The sequence below is a fragment of the Brachybacterium sp. 107 genome, from assembly GCF_052379725.1.
Taxonomy (GTDB): Bacteria; Actinomycetota; Actinomycetes; order Actinomycetales; family Dermabacteraceae; genus Brachybacterium.
In genome coordinates this window covers 77,586-95,463 of the sequence record NZ_JBQSYW010000005.1, presented here as the reverse complement: position 1 = coordinate 95,463, position 17,878 = coordinate 77,586, and the positions used below count along the sequence as shown (strand labels likewise).

Sequence of the window (17,878 nt, the reverse complement as noted above, 5' to 3'; positions counted from 1 at the left end):
GACTCGGTCAGACATCGGGCGTCCCGGGCGCCTGCTCAGCGAAGCAAGGACACTATGAGCTCGACATTCCACGTCCGTGGGGGCAGCCCTCTCAACGGTGAGATCACTGTTCGTGGGGCGAAGAACCTGGTCTCCAAGGCCATGGTCGCGGCCCTGCTGGGTGACAAGCCCAGCGTGCTCCATTCCGTCCCGGACATCCGCGACGTGCAGATCGTCTCGCAGCTGCTGTCGATCCACGGCGTGAAGGTCGAACGGGACGTGGTCGGCGGCACGCTGCGCATGGATCCCTCCAACGTCGAGCGCGCGCACGTGGCGGACATCGACGCCCACGCCGGGAGCTCACGGATCCCGATCCTGTTCTGCGGACCTCTGCTGCACCGCCTGGGCGAGGCGATCATCCCCGATCTGGGCGGCTGCCGGATCGGTGACCGGCCGATCAACTACCACCTCGACGTGCTGCGGAACTTCGGCGCCGTCGTGGACAAGCGTGAGATGGGCATCTACATCACGGCCCCGAACGGTCTGCACGGCACCAAGATCCACCTCGAGTACCCCAGCGTCGGGGCGACCGAGCAGGTGCTGCTGACCGCCGTGCGGGCAACGGGCGTCACCGAGCTCACGAATGCGGCCGTCGAACCCGAGATCGAAGATCTCATCGCGGTCCTGCAGAAGATGGGCGCGCTCATCTCCGTGCAGACGGATCGCACCATCACCATCGAGGGCGTCGAGGAGCTGGGCGGCTACGAGCACGTCGCGATCCCTGACCGCATCGAGGCCGCGTCCTGGGCCTGCGCCGCGCTGGTCACGAAGGGGTCGGTCTTCGTGCGCGGCGCCGAGCAGAAGCCGATGGCGACGTTCCTGAACATCTTCCGCAAGGTCGGCGGAGGGATGGACATCACCCGTGACGGCATCCGGTTCTATCACCCCGGCACGCCGCTGCGGGCGATCGCGGTGGAGACCGATGTGCACCCCGGTCTCATGACGGACTGGCAGCAGCCGCTGGTGGTCGCGCTCACCCAGGCCGAGGGCATCTCCATCGTGCACGAGACGGTGTACGAGAACCGTCTGGGCTTCACCTCGGCGCTCAACGACATGGGCGCCCACACCCAGGTGTACCGCGAGTGCCTCGGTGGATCCAGCTGCCGCTTCGGCCGCAGCAACTACAACCACTCCGCCGTGATCTCCGGCCCGAATGCCCTGACGGCCGCGGACATCACCGTCCCGGACCTGCGCGGCGGCTTCTCCTATCTCGTCGCCGCGCTCGGCGCCGAGGGGGTCTCCACCATCCGCGGCATCGACCTCATCGACCGGGGCTACGAGTCCTTCCGTGAGAAGCTCACCGCTCTCGGCGCGGAGTTCTGGGAGAACTGACGTCCCGGGTCGAACCGATGATCCACTGCGAGCTGAGGGAGCACAGCTGATGATGAGCGAGGACGTCTCGGCGGATGCCGAGCTGCACACGGGCGAGAACCCGCTGGCCGCCACGGCCGGGAGCTCGCTGGCGCTGCGTGACATCCCGATCCCCGACTACTGCGATGTGGTCATCGTGCCCACCGGCGGCGTCGACGAGCCCGACCCGCGGGTCTGGGCCGACGCGATCTTCTCGCACGAGAACACGCCGCTGTCGAAGCGGGGGATGCGCGCCCTGCGCGACGAGGCGATCCGCCTGTTCGACATGGTGCCGCCGCCGGAGCGGGAGTACGTGGCCGACGAGGTCGTGGGCTCCGAGGCGCTGATCATCGACGACGACGACAAGATGCACGTCCGGATCGGGGTGGCGCTGCTGCCCGGCGGTCAGCTGCTCCAGGTCACCACCGCGGTGAAGTTCCGCTCGATGCGCGGACGCCTCGCCTTCGCTCCGCGCCGGCTGATGCACGCCGCTGCCGTGAACACGCTCGCCCGTCGGGCGCCGACGACGCTGCGCCGCCGCACCATGGTCGGTGGTTCGTCGATGCGTGCCCTCACCGGGCAGGCCACGCGCAAGGCCCTGGGCCGCACGCCGACCTCCGACCGGTGAGGGTCTCGCCGGCGCGCAGCTGGGATCTGGGCACGTCACGGGCGCCGGCCCGGCGGGCCGGGCTCGTCGTCGGCCTCGCGCAGCTGCCGCTCCGACCGCTGATGAGCCTGCTCGCCCGGCCCCTCTGGAGAGGTGCGGAGAACCTTCCCGCCGAGGGCGCGGCGATCGCCTGCGGCAACCACCTCGGCCCGATCGACGCCTTCCTCTATGGCCAGCTCCTGCAGGCCCACGGCATCGCCCCGCGCTTCCTGGCCAAGGAGGCGATGTTCCGGGTGCCCGCGCTGGGTGCGCTGCTGCGCGGGGCCCGGCAGATCCCGGTGCACCGCGGTACCTCCCGGGGCGGTGACGCTCTGGACAGCGCGCGCAAGGCCCTGGGACGGGGCGAGGTGCTCATGATCTTCCCTGAGGGCACCTACTCCCGGGACCCGGAGCTGTGGCCGATGAAGGGGCTCCTGGGTGCGGCACGCCTGGCCCTGGACACGGGTGCCCCGCTGGTTCCCATCGCGAGCTGGGGCGGCCGCAGGCTGTGGCCCGTCGGCTCCCCGTTCCCGCGGCCCGGACCAGGCCGACGCGTGATCATGCTGGTGGGGACGCCGTACGTGGTCGCGCAGCAGGACGACGAGACCCCGCAGACGGCGGCTCGTCGCGTCACCGAGGAGCTGATGGCACGGATCGCCGCTCTGCTCGGAGAGATCCGCGGGGCCGAGCCGCCGAGCGTCCTGCACGACGGCAGGACCGATGGCCACCGTCCCGAGGTCGGCGCTCCGCAGCGGGGCTACCGTGCTGTGAGACAGAAGTGAGACAGAGGCAGCGACGCAGGGACTGCGACGCTGAGAGGAGGCAGGCATGACACGACTGGCCGTTCTCGGTGCCGGCAGCTGGGGCACCACCTTCGCGCAGGTCCTCGCCGACGGGGGCGCCGACGTCACCCTGTGGGCACGCCGCGAGGAGGTCGCCCGGGAGATCCGCGAGGAGCACCGCAACAGCGCCTACCTCGGGGACCGGCTGCTCCCACAGACCGTGGGCGCGACCTCCTCGGTCCAGGAGGCGTTCGACGGGGCCGACGGGATCGTGCTCGCGGTGCCCGCGCAGTCGATGCGCGCGACCCTCGAGTCGTGGCCCGCACTCCCGCCCGTGCCCGTGCTCTCCCTCACCAAGGGGATCGAGCGCGGCACCGACTCCCGGATCAGCCGGATCATCGCCGAGGCCGGGGGAGCGGAGCCGGAGCGGATCGGTGTCCTGTCCGGTCCGAACCTCTCCGGGGAGATCGCCGAGCGCCGCCCCTGCGCGAGCGTCGTCGCCGCCGGGTCCGAGGAGCTGGCCTCCGTGCTCGCGATCTGGTGCGAGGCCCCCTACCTGCGCACCTATACATCGACCGACGTCGTCGGGGTCGAGATCGCCGGCGCCGTGAAGAACGTGATCGCCATCGCGGTGGGCGCCGCGACCGGACTGGGCCACGGCCACAACACCACCGCCAGCCTGATCACCCGCGGGCTCGCGGAGATCACCCGGCTCGGCGTCGCTCTGGGCGGGCGTCGGGACACCTTCGCCGGACTGGCGGGGATGGGCGACCTGGTCGCCACCTGCTCCTCGCCGCTGAGCCGGAACCATCGCCTGGATCTGGCGCTGGGCCGGGGCCTCGATGTGCGGGCCGCGGCGACCGAGGTGGGGCAGACGGCCGAGGGCGTCGCGACGGCCCGTGCCGTGTCGGAGCTGGCCGCACGGCTCGGTATCGAGATGCCCATCACCGATGCCGTCGTGGATGTCGTCGATCACGATGCGCGGATCGATGAGGTCACCACGGCCCTGCTGGCGCGCGGCGTGCGCCCGGAGTGAATATCCTTTCGGCATGAGAACCACCGTCGCCCTTCTGTTCGGCGGCCGCAGCGGCGAGCACGGCATCTCGTGCGTCACCGCCGGCGGCATCCTCGCTGCGATCGACCGAGACCGTTTCGACGTGCTCGCGATCGGCATCACCCGCGACGGGACCTGGGTCCACGTCTCTGACGACCCCTCGGACTGGACCCTGGTCGACGGCCGCGCCCCCGAGGTGGCACCGGAGGGCGCCGAGGTGCTCCTGCCCGCGACTCGCCGACAGCCCGGCGGCCGCAGCGAGCTGCGCACCGTCGTCGACGGCGTCGTGCACCCGTTGGCCGAGATCGACGTCGTCTTCCCGCTGCTGCACGGCATCTACGGCGAGGACGGCACCGTCCAGGGCCTGCTCGAGCTGCTGGACATCCCGTACGTCGGCTCCGGGGTGCTCGCGTCGGCCACCTGCATGGACAAGGCCGCCACCAAGCAGGGTCTGCGCGCCGCCGGGATCGAGTGCGCCCCCGGCATCGTGGTCCATGAGGACCGCTGGGCAGCCGGGGCCGACGAGGTGAGGGCACATCTGGAGCGCCATCACCCGCTGCCCTGGTTCGTGAAGCCGGCCCGTGCCGGCTCGAGCCTCGGGGTCAGCCGGGTCGGCGATCCTGCGGAGCTCGAGACCGCGATGAAAGCCGCGTTCGCCGAGGATCCCAAGGTGCTCATCGAGGAGTCCGTGATCGGCCGCGAGGTCGAGTGCGGCGTGCTGCAGGGCGGCGACGGCTATGAGGTGCGCACCACGGTCCCCGGTGAGGTGAAGGTGGGCGACGACCTCGACTTCTACGACTACGAGGCGAAGTACTTCGGCAAGGGGACCGTGAGCATCGACGTGCCGGCCGCCCTGCCGGACGCCCAGCTCGAGGAGGTCCGCGAGGTGGCCTCGCGCGCCTTCACCGTGCTGGGCCTGGAGGGCCTCGCCCGGGTGGACGTGTTCGTCACCGAGGACCGCCGCGTGATCGTCAACGAGGTCAACACGATGCCGGGCTTCACCCCGTACTCCATGTTCCCGGTGCTCTGGGAGAACATGGGGCTCTCCTACAGCGACCTTCTCACCGACCTCGTCGAGCAGGCCCGCGGTCGCCGTCCCGGGCCCCGCTGAGCGGCGCCCCCGCTCCAGGGCTCAGCCCGTCGGTTCGTCGCCGGGCCCCACGCAGTGGTCGGTGGCCTCGATGTTCCGGCTCACGACCTGGGCGAGATCGAGCGCCGCGCCGCTGGGCTGATCCGGGGCCGCCGAGAGCGGCACCGTGATGTCGATCGCGGGATCCCGACCGTAGGACGTGTACAGGAACACATCACCCTCGAGCTCGCGGACGATCCAGTCGACCTGCACTCCGTTGGCGTCCTCGAGGGTGGTGCACTGGTCGCTGGTCGGCCCGGGTGGGGTGACACCGCAGCGCATGACGACGGTGTCGTCACCGCTGCCCCAGGCGGCGGTTCCCTGGCTCGAGGTCTCCGTGCGGTCCATGCCCAGCACCTGCGGCGGGGCCGCGAGGATGATGTCGGCGCAGACGGGATCGGTGGCGTCGGGTCCCGCAGGCACCTGCACGGTGCCGCAGGACGCCACCGTCACGGTCAGCAGACCGGCGGCGGCGAAGGCGGGGAGGCGGGAGCGGAGCACGGGTGAAGGGTACCGGCCGAACCTGCGCCGCCGCCGGGGCCGGGTCTGCCACCGGGGTCGGGTCTCCGGCACACTGGGTCCATGATCGGCGACACCCATCTCGGGGAGGCAGGGCTCCTGGCCCGCATGCTCCCGCATCTGTCCACCGACCCCCGCGTGGAGGTCGGCCCCGGGGACGACGCCGCCGTGGTGCGGCTTCCTTCGCCACGGATCGTGGTCACGACCGACACCCTCGTCGAGGGGCACGACTTCCTGCCCGCCACGACGACCGCGACCTGGATCGGCCACAAGGCCGCCGTGCAGAACCTCGCCGACATCGCCGCCATGGGTGCCCGGCCGCTCGCCCTCGTGGTCGCGCTCTCCGCCCCGGCGGACACCCCCGCCTCGGTGTTCGAGGAGCTCACGATCGGGCTGTCCCGACGCGCGGAGGTCGACGGCGCCCACGTGGTGGGCGGTGATCTGGGACGGTCCGAGCAGCTCACGGTGACGGTCACCGCGCTCGGATCCCTCGAGGACGCCCAGCAGCCCGTGCTGCGCTCGGGCGCCCGTCCCGGTGACGTCCTCGCGATCGGGTCCCCGCGCCTGGGCCGCTCCGCCGCCGGCCTGGCCCTGGTCCTCTCGGGCCGGATCCGGGTGCAGGACGGCCAGGTCATCGGGACGGACGGCACGACCCTCGGGCCGTCGGGGCACGGCGACCTCGTCACCTGGCACGACGCCCCCGAGCCGGACCTCGCCCTGGGGTGGACCGTCGGCCGCGGAGCGAGGGCGATGATGGATCTCTCCGACGGGCTCGTGCGGGACGGCACCCGGATCGCGAGAGCCTCCGGCGTGCTCCTGGACCTGGACTCCGACGCCCTCGCCCCGGACGTCTCGCAGCTCGCCGATCTTGCCGCCGAGCTCGGCGAGGACCCCTGGGCCTGGGTGCTCCACGGCGGCGAGGAGCACGCGATGCTCGCCACCTTCGCCGGCGGGAGCGTGCCCGCGGGCTTCCGACCGATCGGGCGGGTGCTGCCTGCCGACGGAGAGAAGGACCACGGCGTGCTCCTGGACGGTGCCCCGATCGATGGAACGGGTTTCGACCACTTCGGGGACCAGGCCTAGTCTGGGCCCGTACCCCTCGAGCGTCCCTCGAGGGCATCCCGACCTCCTGAAGGAGACCCCATGACGATCACCGTGAAGGCACTGCAGAAGACCGGCCCCGATCAGCCGTTCCAGGTCGCGACCATCGAGCGCCGCGACCCGCGTCCCACCGACGTCGTCATCGACATCAAGGCCGCCGGGATCTGCCACAGCGACATCCACACCATCCGCAACGAGTGGGGCGAGGCGAACTTCCCCCTCACCGTCGGCCACGAGATCGCCGGCGTCGTCGAGGCCGTGGGCTCGGACGTCACCGACTGGAAGGTCGGGGACCGTGTGGGCGTCGGGTGCATGGTGGACTCCTGCGGCACGTGCGAGGAGTGCCGCGCCGGCCAGGAGCAGAACTGCCTGGAGGGCAACGTCGGCACCTACAACGCGACCGACGTCGACGGCACGATCACGCAGGGCGGCTACGCCCAGAAGGTCGTCGTCGACGAGCGCTTCGTGTGCCGCATCCCCGAGGGCCTGGACTTCGACGTCGCCGCACCGCTGCTGTGCGCCGGCATCACCACCTACGCACCGCTGGCCCGCTGGGGTGCCGCGGACTCCAAGGACGGCGCCCCGAAGAAGGTCGCCGTGCTGGGTCTGGGCGGCCTGGGCCACATGGGCGTGCAGATCGCCGCCGCCATGGGCGCCGACGTCACCGTGCTGTCGCGCACCCGCAAGAAGGAGCAGCTGGCCATCGAGCTCGGTGCCCAGCAGACGCTCGCCACCTCGGAGGACGGCTTCTTCGCCGACCACCGCGGAGAGTTCGACATCATCCTCAACACGATCAGCGCCGACATCCCCGTCGACAAGTACCTCGGCCTGCTCAAGCCCCGCGGCGTGGTGGCCGTGGTGGGCCTGCCGCCGCAGAAGCAGCCGCTCAGCTTCGGCTCGGTCATCGGCGGCAGCAAGGTGCTGGCCGGCTCGAACATCGGCGGCATCGCCCAGACCCAGGAGATGCTCGACTTCTGCGCCGAGCACGGGATCGCCGCGCAGATCGAGACCATCGGGGTCGACGAGGCGGACGCCGCCTACGAGCGCGTGGTCGCCGGTGAGGTCTTCTTCCGCGTCGTCATCGACACCGCGACCTTCGAGGACGCCGAGGTCGCCTGACGGCCCGGCAAGCGCACGACGACGCCCGCGACGCCCTTCGGGGCACCGCGGGCGTCGTCGTCTCGGTGGGATGACGGCTGCCGTGTCACGGGAGCCGACGCACTGGGATCTCCTGCTCGACCACGCCGCCTGATCCGTCCCGTGTGATCCGTGCGGCCCGGGCGCCGTCCACCTCGGTGACCGCCTCGGCGAGCTCGGTGCCGCGGTACAGCAGCCCGGCGCCGTCGTCCGTGCACACCGTCGGGCCGAGCGTGCCGTCCGCCACCAGCTCGCGGATCAGCGGGCGACGGCGCTCCTCGGTGTCCATGTGCACCCCGTTGGCGCCGGGCAGGAAACCCAGGCCGTTCGTGACCGGGGCCAGCTGCGGGCCGAAGGAATCGGTGACCCCGCCCTCGAACCAGCAGATCGAGCCGGCGGAGACGCCCGCGAGCACCACCCCGTCCTGCCAGAGCAGGTGCAGGATCTCCGGCAGTCCATGGGCTCGCCACACAGCCAGCAGGTTCACCACCGAGCCCCCGTTGACCCAGATGACGTCGAAGCCACGCAGGTAGCTCTCCACGTCCTCCACGTTGGGCATGGAGAACAGGCTGAGGTGATGCAGCTCGTAGCCCGCCTCCCGGGCTGCCTCCTCCATATCCCGTTGGAAGCTCCGGTCGTCCCCGGAGGCGGTCCCGATGTGGCAGATACGGGGTGCACGGTCGCGGTGGTCACCCGCGGGCTGGCCGGTGCACGCGGCCTCACGACTGAGCTCGACGGCGAAGGCCATCATCGGCCCGAAGCCGAAGCGCAGCCGAGGATGAGGGCGGTACCCGGCGCTGGTGGCGAGGATGGTGGGGGAGGACGCAGGCATCGGATCTCCTCGGACTCGGGCCCGAGCGGGAGCCCGGGCATGCGGGCGAGGCTATCGCGAGGACCCACGACCTGGAGGATGCACGACCCGCAGAACCACGAGAGCCCCCACCCCGAAGGGTGAGGGCTCTCGTGGAGGGACCTGTCGGTCCTGGGGTCTGTACGGTCTCCCGCTCAGGCGCCGAGCGTGCTGACCTTGCCCGCCTTCAGGCAGGAGGTGCACACGTTCACGCGCTTGCTGGTCCCGTTGATCACAGTGCGCACGGACTGGATGTTCGGGTTCCAACGACGCGAGGTACGGCGGTGCGAGTGGGAAACGCTCTTGCCGAAGCTCGGGTGCTTGGCACAGATGTCACACGTGGAAGAAGCCACTGTCGTCTCCTGAAAAGTCGAATTCTGATCGAGGTGCCCGCCCTTCCCGCAATCTCGGTTCGCAGGAGTCGGTGACCTCGGGTGGGCGCGGGGCGCCAGCCCCAGGAGGTCAGGGCAACCACGGAAGCATAGCCCAGATCTCCCGTCCACATGAAGGGGAGGCGAGTGCGACGCCTTGTGGATTCCGCCACAACGTCGGTCCCGGGTGGCACGATGGTCGCGCAGCAGGCCGGATCGCGGGATCATCGTCCCACGTCGCGCCGCAGTCGACGAGGGACGAGGAGGCACCGCATGGCCAGGAGGGTCGAGTCCGCCCGCGGCTCCATGCCGCTCTCGGAGCTCCTCGAGCGCAAGGAGGCCAGGGCGATGTCCTCGTTCGGGGTGAAGGACCTCGACACGATGCTGCGCTTCGCCCCTCGCCGCTACACGGTCCCGGCCCCGCTCCGCTCGCTCCACGACGTCCAGGTGGGGGAGGAGATGAGCGCGATCGTCTCCGTGGTGCGGGTGAAGGAGCGCAGCATGCGCAGCCGCCGGGGATCGATCCTGGAGGTCGTGGTCTCCGACGAGGTCGAGGAGATCACCCTCACCTTCTTCCTCGCCAAGCAGCACCTCGTGGACTGGCACCGCAGCCGGCTCGTGGTCGGCAAGCACCTGGTCGTGCGCGGCACCGTCGGCTGGAACTCGTATTCGGGCTCACCTCAGATCACCCATCCGGATTACGAGGAGTACGACGACACCCCGGAGGGGATCGCCCATGCCCAGCGGCCGCTGCCCGTCTATCCGCTGAAGCAGAACATCGCCCAGCGCACGATGCGCGCGGCCACCGAGCAGGGCATCGAGTTCGCGGGCTCGCTGGCGCAGCCCGTGCCCGGTTCCGTGCTCTCCGCCCGCGGCCTGCTGACGCTCCCGCAGGCCGTGACGAAGGTGCACGTCCCCGCCACGGTCCAGGACACCCGGGAGGGAATGGCCCACCTGGTGTTCGAGGAGGCCTTCGTGCTGCAGGCGATCTTCGCGCAGCGGCGCGCCGTCGACGCCCGCACCCCTGCACCGGCGCTGCGGGCCACTGGGCCGCTGCAGGATCTCTTCGACGACCGGCTCCCCTTCGAGCTCACCGCCGGACAGCTCGAGATCGGCGATCAGCTCGCCGAGCACGTCGGTCGAGACCATCCCACCAGCGTGCTGCTGCAGGGCGACGTCGGCTCCGGCAAGACCGTGATCGCCCTGCGCGCGATGCTGCGCGCGGTGGATTCCGGTCACCAGGCCGTGCTGCTCGCCCCGACCGAGGTCCTCGCCGAGCAGCACCACCGCACGATCACCCAGCTGCTCGGCGACCTCGCCCGCGCCGGCCAGCTCGACGGCGCGGCGGACGCCACCCGGGTGCGCCTGCTGACCGGTTCGCAGCGGACCGCCGAACGCAGGCAGACCCTGCTCGACGTGACCTCAGGGCTCGCAGGCATCGTGATCGGCACCCACGCCCTGCTGACCGAGGGTGTCGAGTTCGCGGCCCTCGGCCTCGCGGTCATCGACGAGCAGCACCGCTTCGGGGTGGACCACCGCCGCCGTCTGCGCACGAAGGGCCCCTCGGGCATGAGCCCCCACGTCGTGGTGATGACCGCGACCCCGATCCCGCGCACCGCGGCGCTCGCGACCGTCGGCGACCTCGATGTGCTCACCCTGCGCGAGAGCCCGGGCATGCGCGCCGGTGTCACCACCCATGTGGTCCCCGAGCAGAACTCTCGGTGGGAGACGCGCATGTGGGGGCGGGCCGCGGAGGAGATCGCGGCCGGTCGGCAGGTGTTCGTCGTCTGCGCGCGCATCGACGAGACAGGAGCCGGGGAGGGATCGCCCCCGCCCGAGGCCCCGCCGGAGCAGCTGCCCCCGACTCCCGACGCGGACGGGGGCGGCGCCGCCCCCCGTCTCGAGGAGGCGCGGGGCGTCCTGGCCACGGCGGAGCGCCTCGCCGGGCGCCCGGAGCTCGCCGGTGCCCGCATCGGGGTGCTCCACGGCCGGATGCCCTCGGAGGACAAGCAGCGCGTGATGGAGGACATGCTCGCGGGCCGGATCGACATCCTGGTCGCGACGACCGTCATCGAGGTCGGGGTCGACATCCCCAACGCCTCGACGATGATCGTGCTGGACGCGGAGCGCTTCGGCGTCTCCCAGCTGCACCAGCTGCGCGGTCGTGTGGGCCGTGGCGAGCACGCCGGCATCGCCTTCCTCAGCACCCGCCTCACCCCGGGCGACGCCCGCTCTCGTCTCGAGCAGATCGCGGGCGCGGCCGACGGCTTCGCCCTCGCGGAGATCGACCTCGAGACGCGCGGAGCCGGAGACCTGGTGGGGGAGGAGCAGTCCGGACTGCAGCGCACCCTCAAGCATCTCGACGTGATCCGGGATGCTCGCATCATCGAGCAGGCCCGCGAGGACGCCTTCGCCGTCGTCGCGGCCGATCCCGATCTGACCGCCCATCCCGATCTCGCCGGCGCCATCGAGAACCGCCTGCGTGACGCCGATCCTGACGTGGAGAGGAGCTGACATGCCGCGCATCATCGCGGGCACGCTCGGCGGCCGCACGATCCCCGGACCGCCCGGGAAGGGCACGAGACCCACCTCCGACCGGGTGCGCGAGGCCCTGTTCTCGCGCCTGGACGGCTGGGACGCCCTGCGCGGCGCCCGGGTCCTGGACCTCTACGCCGGAACCGGCGGCCTCGCCTTCGAGTCCCTCTCCCGCGGGGCGACCCACGCCCTGCTGGTGGAGCTCCATGCCCCCACCGCGAAGCAGCTGCGCCGCACGGCCCTCGAGCTCGGGCTCGAGCAGAGGTGCGAGATCCGGGCCGGGAAGGCCGAGACGGTCGCCGGTCAGCTCGAGGGCCGGGACTTCTCCCTGGTGTTCCTGGACCCACCGTATGACATCACCACCGAGGCGCTCGAAGCCCTCCTGCTCACGCTGCGCCCGGCGCTGACCGCTGAGGCTCTTGTGGTCATCGAGCGCTCCAGCCGTACTCGGCCGGTGGGCTGGCCGGAGGGTTGGGCCGACGACGGCACCAAGACCTACGGGGAGACGGTGCTCCAGTTCGGCGGGCCCGCGACCGAGCCCGATCTCGCGACCGAGCCCGATCTCGCGACCGAGCCCGATCTCGCGACCGAGCCCACTCCTGCGTCGGAGCCCGACCCCGATCCAGACTCCGGTCCCGATTCCGCGACGGACTGAGTACCGAGTGCGGCGAGCAGGTCGAGCTTGCCGGCGTCCTCGCTGTGCGGTGGAGCGGTCAGCACCAGCAGGACCTGTGAGGCATCCTCGGTGAGCAGCGCCTGGCAGTCCACCTCGATCCGGCCGATCTGCGGGTGCAGCACCACCTTGTGGTCCTCGAAGCGACGGGCCACCACCTGGGAGTCCCACAGCTGCGCGAACTCCGCGCTGTGCGCGGAGAGGATCTCCGCGAGCTCCGACGCCCGTGAGCGCGGGCCCATCGCCCCGTAGGCCGCCCGCAGCGAGGCCACCTTGGACAGGCCGTGGTGCGCATGCTCCTCGGCCGGGTATACGGCGCGCGCCTGCTCGGGATGCACGAACCAGCTGTAGATCGCGCTGCGCTCCCAGCCGGTGAGCTGCTCGGCGTCCCCGAACAGGGCCCGGGCCGGTCCGTTCTGCACGAGCGGCTCCTCGAGGGCGGACAGCACCATCGCCGGAGTGTCGTGCAGACGGTCCATCACCCGCATCAGGGCCGGCGCCACGTAGCCCTCGACGGCATGGCGCTCCGGGGCGCTGTGCCCGGCCACCCGGTACAGGTAGTCGCGCTCGTCGGTCGTCATCCGCAGCGCCCGGGCGATCGCCGCGAGCATCTGGGTGCTCGGCTGAGGCCCGCGCCGCTGTTCGAGCCGCGTGTAGTAGTCGGTGGACATCGTCGCGAGCTGCGCGACCTCCTCGCGGCGCAGGCCGGGGGTGCGGCGTCGCGCACCGGGCCCGAGGCCGACGTCGGTCGGGGCGAGGGCGGCGCGATGCCGCACGAGGAAGTCTGCGAGCGCGTCCCTGTACATTGCTGAAGTATCGACCTCACGCCGCCCGGCTGCCAGGGATCGGTGATCCCCCGATATCCGGACTCTGGTGAGCGCCTCGCCGGGGGAGCAGTCTCGACCCCATGGACATCACCGGACACACCATCTTCCTTCCCGGCGCCACCAGCGGCATCGGACTCGCCCTCGCCCTGCGCCTGCAGGAGAAGGGGAACCAGGTCATCGTGGGCGGGCGCCGCACGGAGCTGCTCGAGAGCGTCGCCGCGGAGCACCCCGGTATCGACACCGTCCGCGTGGACACCGCCGACTCGGGCAGCATCGAGGCCGCCGCGCGCACCGTGCTCGCCGAGCACCCCGATCTCGACGTGCTCATCACCATGGCCGGCATCATGCGCGCCGAGGACTGGACGGACCCTGCCGAGTTCCTGCCCACCGCCGAGGCCACCGTGACCACGAACCTGCTCGGGCCGATCCGCCTCATCGCCGCGTTCATGGAGCATCTGCTCGCGCAGCCCTCGGCGACGATCATGACTGTCTCCTCGGGCCTCGCCTTCATCCCCCTGCGCCCCACCCCCACCTACAACGCCACCAAGGCCGCGATCCACATGCTCTCGGAGTCGCTGCGGTTGCAGCTCGCCGGCACTGCGGTCGAGGTCCTCGAGCTGATCCCGCCGGCGGTGCGCACGGACCTCATGCCCGGGCAGGCCACCAGCGAAACGGCGATGCCCCTGGAGGACTTCGTCGACGAGGTGATGAGTCTCCTGGAGGACCGGCCGGAGGCGACCGAGATCAGGGTGCAGCAGGTCGAGTTCCTGCGCGGGGCCGAGGCCCGCGGCGATTACCCCCAGGTGGTCGCGGCCCTGAACAGGAGCGATCCTCACGCCCGTGCGTGATCCTAGGATGGGCCGATGACCCTCGCGCTCACCGATCTCGACTGGCCCGTCCGCACCGACCGACTCGAGCTGCGCCCGGCCCGCCCGGAGGACGCCGACGCCGTCTGGCCCTGGTACCGGCTGCCGGAGGTCCAGGAGTGGACCACCACGCTGAGCGCCAGCCTCGAGGACCACCAGCAGTGGTGGGCGAACTCGCTCGCCTCCAGCGTCGTCGGCATCCTGGACGGTCGGATCATCGCCGACGGCAAGGTGTCGCTGCAGGACGCCTGGTCCCAGGCCGACATGGTCCGGCAGGCCCGCGGGCAGCAGGCCGAGCTCGGCTGGGTGCTCGACCCCGCCGTGCAGGGCCGGGGGCTGGGCACCGAGTTCGCCGCCGCCCTGCTCGACCTCGCGGTTGACGGCCTCGGCGTGCGCCGGGTCGAGGCCTCCTGCTTCGCCGAGAACTTCGCCTCGCGCCGCGTCATGGAGAAGATCGGCATGCGCTGCGAGGGAGTCTTCGTCGAGGAGTCCCTGCACCGCAGCGGCCGCTGGCTGGACGGGATGTCCTTCGCGATCCTCGCCCGCGAGCACCGCGCCCACAGGGCCTGAGCGCTCAGGCCCATGTCGTCCGTGACTTCCGCACCATCACCGGTCAGACTCCCTCTCGCTACGCGGCCCGCGATCCTGAGAGACTGGTGCCATGATGCGACTCAGCGCGACCTTCACCGTCGACCTGCTCCCCGGGGAGCCCCTGCCCGCGGCGGATGACCGCTTCGACCTCAGCAAGACCTGGACGGGGGACCTCGAGGGCACGAGCACAGGTCTCATGCTGACCTCCGGCGACCCCGTGACCGGCAACGCCGGGTACATCGCGCTCGAGCGGTTCGACGGCGTGCTCGACGGCCGGCGGGGCACCGTCACCTTCCATCAGCTGGGCACCATGGCCGACGGCGAGCCCACCCTGGAGTACGTGATCGCCCCCGGGTCAGGGACCGGCGAGCTCTCCGGCCTCCGGGGCGCTCTGGGCATCGAACGCATCGATGACGACGGCACCCACCACGTGGCCCTCGAGCTGGCATGACACTGCCGGACATCCACGGCGCACGCACTACAGTGGCGGCATGAGCATCGTCGTCCTGCCCGGCTCGTTCGACCCCTTCACCCTGGGGCATCTCGACCTCACCCGTCGGGCTGTCGCGCTCGGGCACCACGTGATCATCGCCGTCTCGCACAACCCGTCCAAGAAGGGGCTCCTGGACCTCGAGACCCGCACCTCCACGATCGACGCCGTGGCACAGGCCGACGGCCTGGGCGACGCGGTCGAGGTCCGCACCCTGCCCACGGGGCTGCTGGTCGACTTCTGCCGCGACGTCGGCGCCGGTGCGGTCGTGCGGGGCCTGCGCTCGCAGCTCGATCTCGCGTACGAGGAGCCCATGGCACGCATGAACCAGCACCTCGCCGGGACGGACACCGTCTTCCTGCTCACGGATTCCTCGTACTCCCATATCTCCTCGTCCCTGGTGCGCGAGGTCCACTCCCTCGGCGGTGATGTCTCCGACATGCTCCCGCCCGCCTCGCTGGACGCGCTCCGGGCCGCCGCGCCCGTATCCTGAACGACCCCACGACCTGAACAGGACCGCCTCACCATGTCTTCCGATCCCGCCTCCGCCTCTCCCCTCGACAAGGACCTGCTCTTCGACGCGGTCGACCTCGTCGGCAACGTCGGCTCCCACCGTCGCGTCGAGCGCACCCTCACCGCCCCCGCCCGGGAGGTCGGCGGACTCGCGATGCAGGTCCCCGAGGGCGAGGACCTCGCCGTGGAGATCGAGCTCGAGTCCGTCGTCGAAGGGGTCTACGTCCACGGCACCGTCACCGCCCACCTCGAGGGCGAGTGCTCGCGATGCCTGGACCCCGTCGAGCAGGACGTCGCCGCGCGCCTCGACGAGCTGTACATGTTCCCCGAGAAGGTGAAGGCCGACGAGCGCGAGGACACCACCATGCTCACGGGCGACGACGTCGACCTGGGCCCGCTGGTGCGTGATGCGCTCGCGATGGCGGCCGAGGAGCGTCCGCTGTGCCGTGAGGACTGCCCGGGCCTGTGCGGTCAGTGCGGCTTCCGCATGGAGGACGATCCCGACCACCACCACGACGTGATCGATGATCGCTTCGCGGCGCTGCAGGGCCTGTTCGACGAGTCCACGGACACCGCAGCCTCCGAGGGTCAGGACGCGCCCACCGAGGGCGAGGGGCGCTGATGGCGCGCAGGCGCCGCTCGACCGAGGCCTCCGATCCCGCGGGCCTGCTGGCGAAGCTGCCGCTGGACGGTGCGCAGGCGGCGGATCTGCAGGAGTCGGGTCTGCTGGATCTCTCCTTGACCCACCGCTCCTACTCGTACGAGCACGACGAGATCCCGCACAACGAGCGCCTCGAGTTCCTCGGCGACGCGGTGCTCCAGCTGGCCGTCACCGAGCAGCTGTACACGATCCATCCCACGCTGCCCGAGGGGGACCTCGCCCGCCGTCGCGCCGCCACCGTCAGCACCCGGGCGCTCGCCGTGATCGCCTCCCAGCTCGACCTCGGCGCCTACGTGAAGCTCGGCCGCGGGGAGGACCTCACCGGGGGACGGGCCAAGGCGTCGATCCTCGCCGACACCACGGAGGCCGTCATCGGCGCCGTGCACCTGGCCCTCGGGCAGGACGTCTCGCGTCGCTTCGTGCTGGACCTCATGAGGCCCCTGCTGGACTCCGACGAGTTCCTCGAGACGAGCTACGACTTCAAGTCCCGCCTGCAGGAGATCGCGGCGACCGGGGGCGTCAGCCCCAGCTACCGGATCACCGAGGAGGGGCTCGAGCACGAGAAGATGTTCACCGCGACCGTGACCATCGAGGGCATCGTCACCGCGAACGGGGAGGGCCCGTCCAAGAAGGAGGCCGAGCTCGCCGCGGCCCAGAGCGCAGTGCGCACGGTGCTCGCCGAGCGCGGCGAGACCCTCATCCCACGGGGCTGAGGCCATGCCCGAGCTGCCTGAGGTCGAGGTCGTCCGTCGCGGCCTGGAACCGCGCACCGTGGGTCGGATCATCGAGTCCGTCGAGATCCTCGACGCCCGGATCATCCGCCGTCAGGTCGGCGGGGCGGACCGTCTGCGTGGTGCCCTGACCGGCACCCGGCTGACCGCTGTCGCACGGCGCGGGAAGTTCCTGTGGTGGCGACTGGCCGACGAGGACGGGCACGACACCGGCGAGGCCCTCATCGGCCACCTCGGCATGAGCGGCCAGCTGCGCCTGCGGGATCCCGCCCCGATCGTCGCGCTCCCCGTCGCGACCCCTTCCGAAGGGCCCGCCCCCGATCCGCTGCGCCATCGTCGTCTCACCCTCCACCTCGATGACGGCGCCGCGATCGACCTCGTCGACCAGCGTCTGTTCGGCGGCCTGTGGACCAGCCCCCTGGCCCCGACGTCTGATGGCGCCCTGGCCGGGCAGGGCAGCCCGGACTCCCTGCTCCCCGCCTCCGCGGCCGGCATCGCCCGGGACCTGCTGGATCCTGCGGCGGACCTCCCTGCCATCGCGCGCACGATCCGCTCCCGTCGGGCCGGCGTGAAATCTCTGCTGCTCGCCCAGGACCTGGTCAGCGGGATCGGCAACATCTACGCCGACGAGGCGCTGTGGGCGGCCCGCGTCCGGTTCGACACCCCGGGAGGGCAGCTCAGCCAGCGCAAGGTCCTCGAGCTGCTGCGCGCGGCCCGCGAGGTCATGAAACGCGCGCTCGAGGTGGGCGGGACGAGCTTCGACGCGCTGTACGTGAACGTCGAGGGCCGCAGCGGGTACTTCGCCCGTTCGCTCAGCGCCTACGGTCGCGACGGGGAGCCCTGCCAGCGGTGCGGCACTGTGCTCAGACGAGCGCTCCACCAGGGACGCAGCAGCCATTACTGCCCCCGGTGCCAGCGGTCGCCACGATGATCCGAGCAGCACGATCCGCGCAGAACGAGCCGAGCAGCTCATCCGAAGTAGCCCCGCCCAGGAAGGACGTCCGGTGACGACG

Annotated in this window: 19 protein-coding genes and 1 pseudogene; 16 read left to right on the top strand and 4 right to left on the bottom strand. The window is 71.3% G+C overall.

The features are described 5' to 3' along the window. Positions 1 to 54: 54 nt before the first annotated feature. Genes murA through ACT3UL_RS07880 form a run of 5 tightly spaced genes read left to right on the top strand, consistent with a single transcriptional unit; the run spans position 55 to position 4,982 of the window. Positions 55 to 1,371 (top strand): UDP-N-acetylglucosamine 1-carboxyvinyltransferase, encoded by a 1,317-nt coding sequence (murA, locus tag ACT3UL_RS07900; protein ID WP_444577667.1) that lies wholly within the window; start codon positions 55 to 57, stop codon positions 1,369 to 1,371. A 49-nt stretch (positions 1,372 to 1,420) separates the two neighbouring features. Then, positions 1,421 to 2,017: a hypothetical protein gene (locus ACT3UL_RS07895; protein ID WP_444577665.1), complete on the top strand. Its 597-nt coding sequence runs from the start codon at positions 1,421 to 1,423 to the stop codon at positions 2,015 to 2,017. Further along, positions 2,014 to 2,817, top strand: a complete 804-nt coding sequence (locus tag ACT3UL_RS07890; protein ID WP_444577664.1) for a lysophospholipid acyltransferase family protein — start codon at positions 2,014 to 2,016, stop codon at positions 2,815 to 2,817. Before ACT3UL_RS07895 ends, ACT3UL_RS07890 begins: the two co-directional genes overlap by 4 nt. 46 nt (positions 2,818 to 2,863) lie before the next feature. Beyond that, positions 2,864 to 3,853: an NAD(P)H-dependent glycerol-3-phosphate dehydrogenase gene (locus tag ACT3UL_RS07885; protein ID WP_444577663.1), complete on the top strand. Its 990-nt coding sequence runs from the start codon at positions 2,864 to 2,866 to the stop codon at positions 3,851 to 3,853. A gap of 13 nt (positions 3,854 to 3,866) precedes the next feature. After that, positions 3,867 to 4,982 carry a D-alanine--D-alanine ligase family protein gene (locus ACT3UL_RS07880; protein ID WP_444577661.1) on the top strand — a complete coding sequence of 372 codons (1,116 nt, stop codon included), beginning with the start codon at positions 3,867 to 3,869 and terminating at the stop codon, positions 4,980 to 4,982. Positions 4,983 to 5,003: 21 nt separating this feature from the next. On the opposite strand, the gene ACT3UL_RS07875 is transcribed toward ACT3UL_RS07880, so the two are convergent. After that, positions 5,004 to 5,501 (bottom strand): DUF3515 domain-containing protein, encoded by a 498-nt coding sequence (locus tag ACT3UL_RS07875; RefSeq protein WP_444577659.1) that lies wholly within the window; start codon positions 5,499 to 5,501, stop codon positions 5,004 to 5,006. Positions 5,502 to 5,582: 81 nt separating this feature from the next. Here ACT3UL_RS07875 and thiL point away from each other — a divergent pair, with 81 nt between their 5' ends. Then, a complete protein-coding gene (gene thiL, locus ACT3UL_RS07870) occupies positions 5,583 to 6,602 on the top strand; it encodes a thiamine-phosphate kinase (RefSeq protein WP_444577657.1) in 1,020 nt (339 codons plus the stop codon). 60 nt (positions 6,603 to 6,662) lie between these two features. Beyond that, entirely contained in the window at positions 6,663 to 7,739 is a 1,077-nt protein-coding gene (locus ACT3UL_RS07865) for an NAD(P)-dependent alcohol dehydrogenase (protein ID WP_444577655.1), read from the top strand. Positions 7,740 to 7,824: 85 nt separating this feature from the next. Here ACT3UL_RS07865 and ACT3UL_RS07860 read toward each other — a convergent pair whose 3' ends face one another. Continuing rightward, positions 7,825 to 8,589, bottom strand: a complete 765-nt coding sequence (locus ACT3UL_RS07860; RefSeq protein WP_444577653.1) for a Type 1 glutamine amidotransferase-like domain-containing protein — start codon at positions 8,587 to 8,589, stop codon at positions 7,825 to 7,827. A gap of 173 nt (positions 8,590 to 8,762) precedes the next feature. Next, positions 8,763 to 8,960 carry a 50S ribosomal protein L28 gene (gene rpmB / locus ACT3UL_RS07855; RefSeq protein WP_096165582.1) on the bottom strand — a complete coding sequence of 66 codons (198 nt, stop codon included), beginning with the start codon at positions 8,958 to 8,960 and terminating at the stop codon, positions 8,763 to 8,765. Between the two features lie 291 nt (positions 8,961 to 9,251). Here rpmB and ACT3UL_RS07850 point away from each other — a divergent pair, with 291 nt between their 5' ends. After that, positions 9,252 to 11,492: an ATP-dependent DNA helicase RecG gene (locus ACT3UL_RS07850; RefSeq protein ID WP_444577651.1), complete on the top strand. Its 2,241-nt coding sequence runs from the start codon at positions 9,252 to 9,254 to the stop codon at positions 11,490 to 11,492. A 1-nt stretch (position 11,493) separates the two neighbouring features. Next, a pseudogene (locus ACT3UL_RS07845) lies at positions 11,494 to 11,973 on the top strand (RsmD family RNA methyltransferase); the annotation flags it as partial. Positions 11,974 to 12,008: 35 nt separating this feature from the next. Here ACT3UL_RS07845 and ACT3UL_RS07840 read toward each other — a convergent pair. Beyond that, complete coding sequence (locus tag ACT3UL_RS07840; protein WP_444577650.1) at positions 12,009 to 12,992, bottom strand: helix-turn-helix transcriptional regulator; 984 nt, start codon at positions 12,990 to 12,992, stop codon at positions 12,009 to 12,011. A 101-nt stretch (positions 12,993 to 13,093) separates the two neighbouring features. Here ACT3UL_RS07840 and ACT3UL_RS07835 point away from each other — a divergent pair, with 101 nt between their 5' ends. The 7 genes from ACT3UL_RS07835 (at position 13,094) to mutM (ending at position 17,796) form a co-directional block, all read left to right on the top strand. Then, a complete protein-coding gene (locus tag ACT3UL_RS07835) occupies positions 13,094 to 13,861 on the top strand; it encodes an SDR family oxidoreductase (protein WP_444577648.1) in 768 nt (255 codons plus the stop codon). Between the two features lie 15 nt (positions 13,862 to 13,876). Next, positions 13,877 to 14,449 (top strand): GNAT family N-acetyltransferase, encoded by a 573-nt coding sequence (locus tag ACT3UL_RS07830; RefSeq protein WP_444577646.1) that lies wholly within the window; start codon positions 13,877 to 13,879, stop codon positions 14,447 to 14,449. 91 nt (positions 14,450 to 14,540) lie between these two features. After that, positions 14,541 to 14,921: a DUF3224 domain-containing protein gene (locus ACT3UL_RS07825; RefSeq protein WP_444577644.1), complete on the top strand. Its 381-nt coding sequence runs from the start codon at positions 14,541 to 14,543 to the stop codon at positions 14,919 to 14,921. Between the two features lie 40 nt (positions 14,922 to 14,961). Continuing rightward, complete coding sequence (gene coaD / locus ACT3UL_RS07820) at positions 14,962 to 15,453, top strand: pantetheine-phosphate adenylyltransferase (protein WP_444577643.1); 492 nt, start codon at positions 14,962 to 14,964, stop codon at positions 15,451 to 15,453. A gap of 33 nt (positions 15,454 to 15,486) precedes the next feature. After that, entirely contained in the window at positions 15,487 to 16,095 is a 609-nt protein-coding gene (locus tag ACT3UL_RS07815; RefSeq protein ID WP_444577642.1) for a YceD family protein, read from the top strand. After that, positions 16,095 to 16,847 carry a ribonuclease III gene (gene rnc, locus ACT3UL_RS07810; RefSeq protein WP_444577641.1) on the top strand — a complete coding sequence of 251 codons (753 nt, stop codon included), beginning with the start codon at positions 16,095 to 16,097 and terminating at the stop codon, positions 16,845 to 16,847. Before ACT3UL_RS07815 ends, rnc begins: the two co-directional genes overlap by 1 nt. Positions 16,848 to 16,851: 4 nt before the next feature. Next, complete coding sequence (gene mutM / locus ACT3UL_RS07805) at positions 16,852 to 17,796, top strand: bifunctional DNA-formamidopyrimidine glycosylase/DNA-(apurinic or apyrimidinic site) lyase (RefSeq protein ID WP_444577639.1); 945 nt, start codon at positions 16,852 to 16,854, stop codon at positions 17,794 to 17,796. Positions 17,797 to 17,878: the final 82 nt, after the last annotated feature.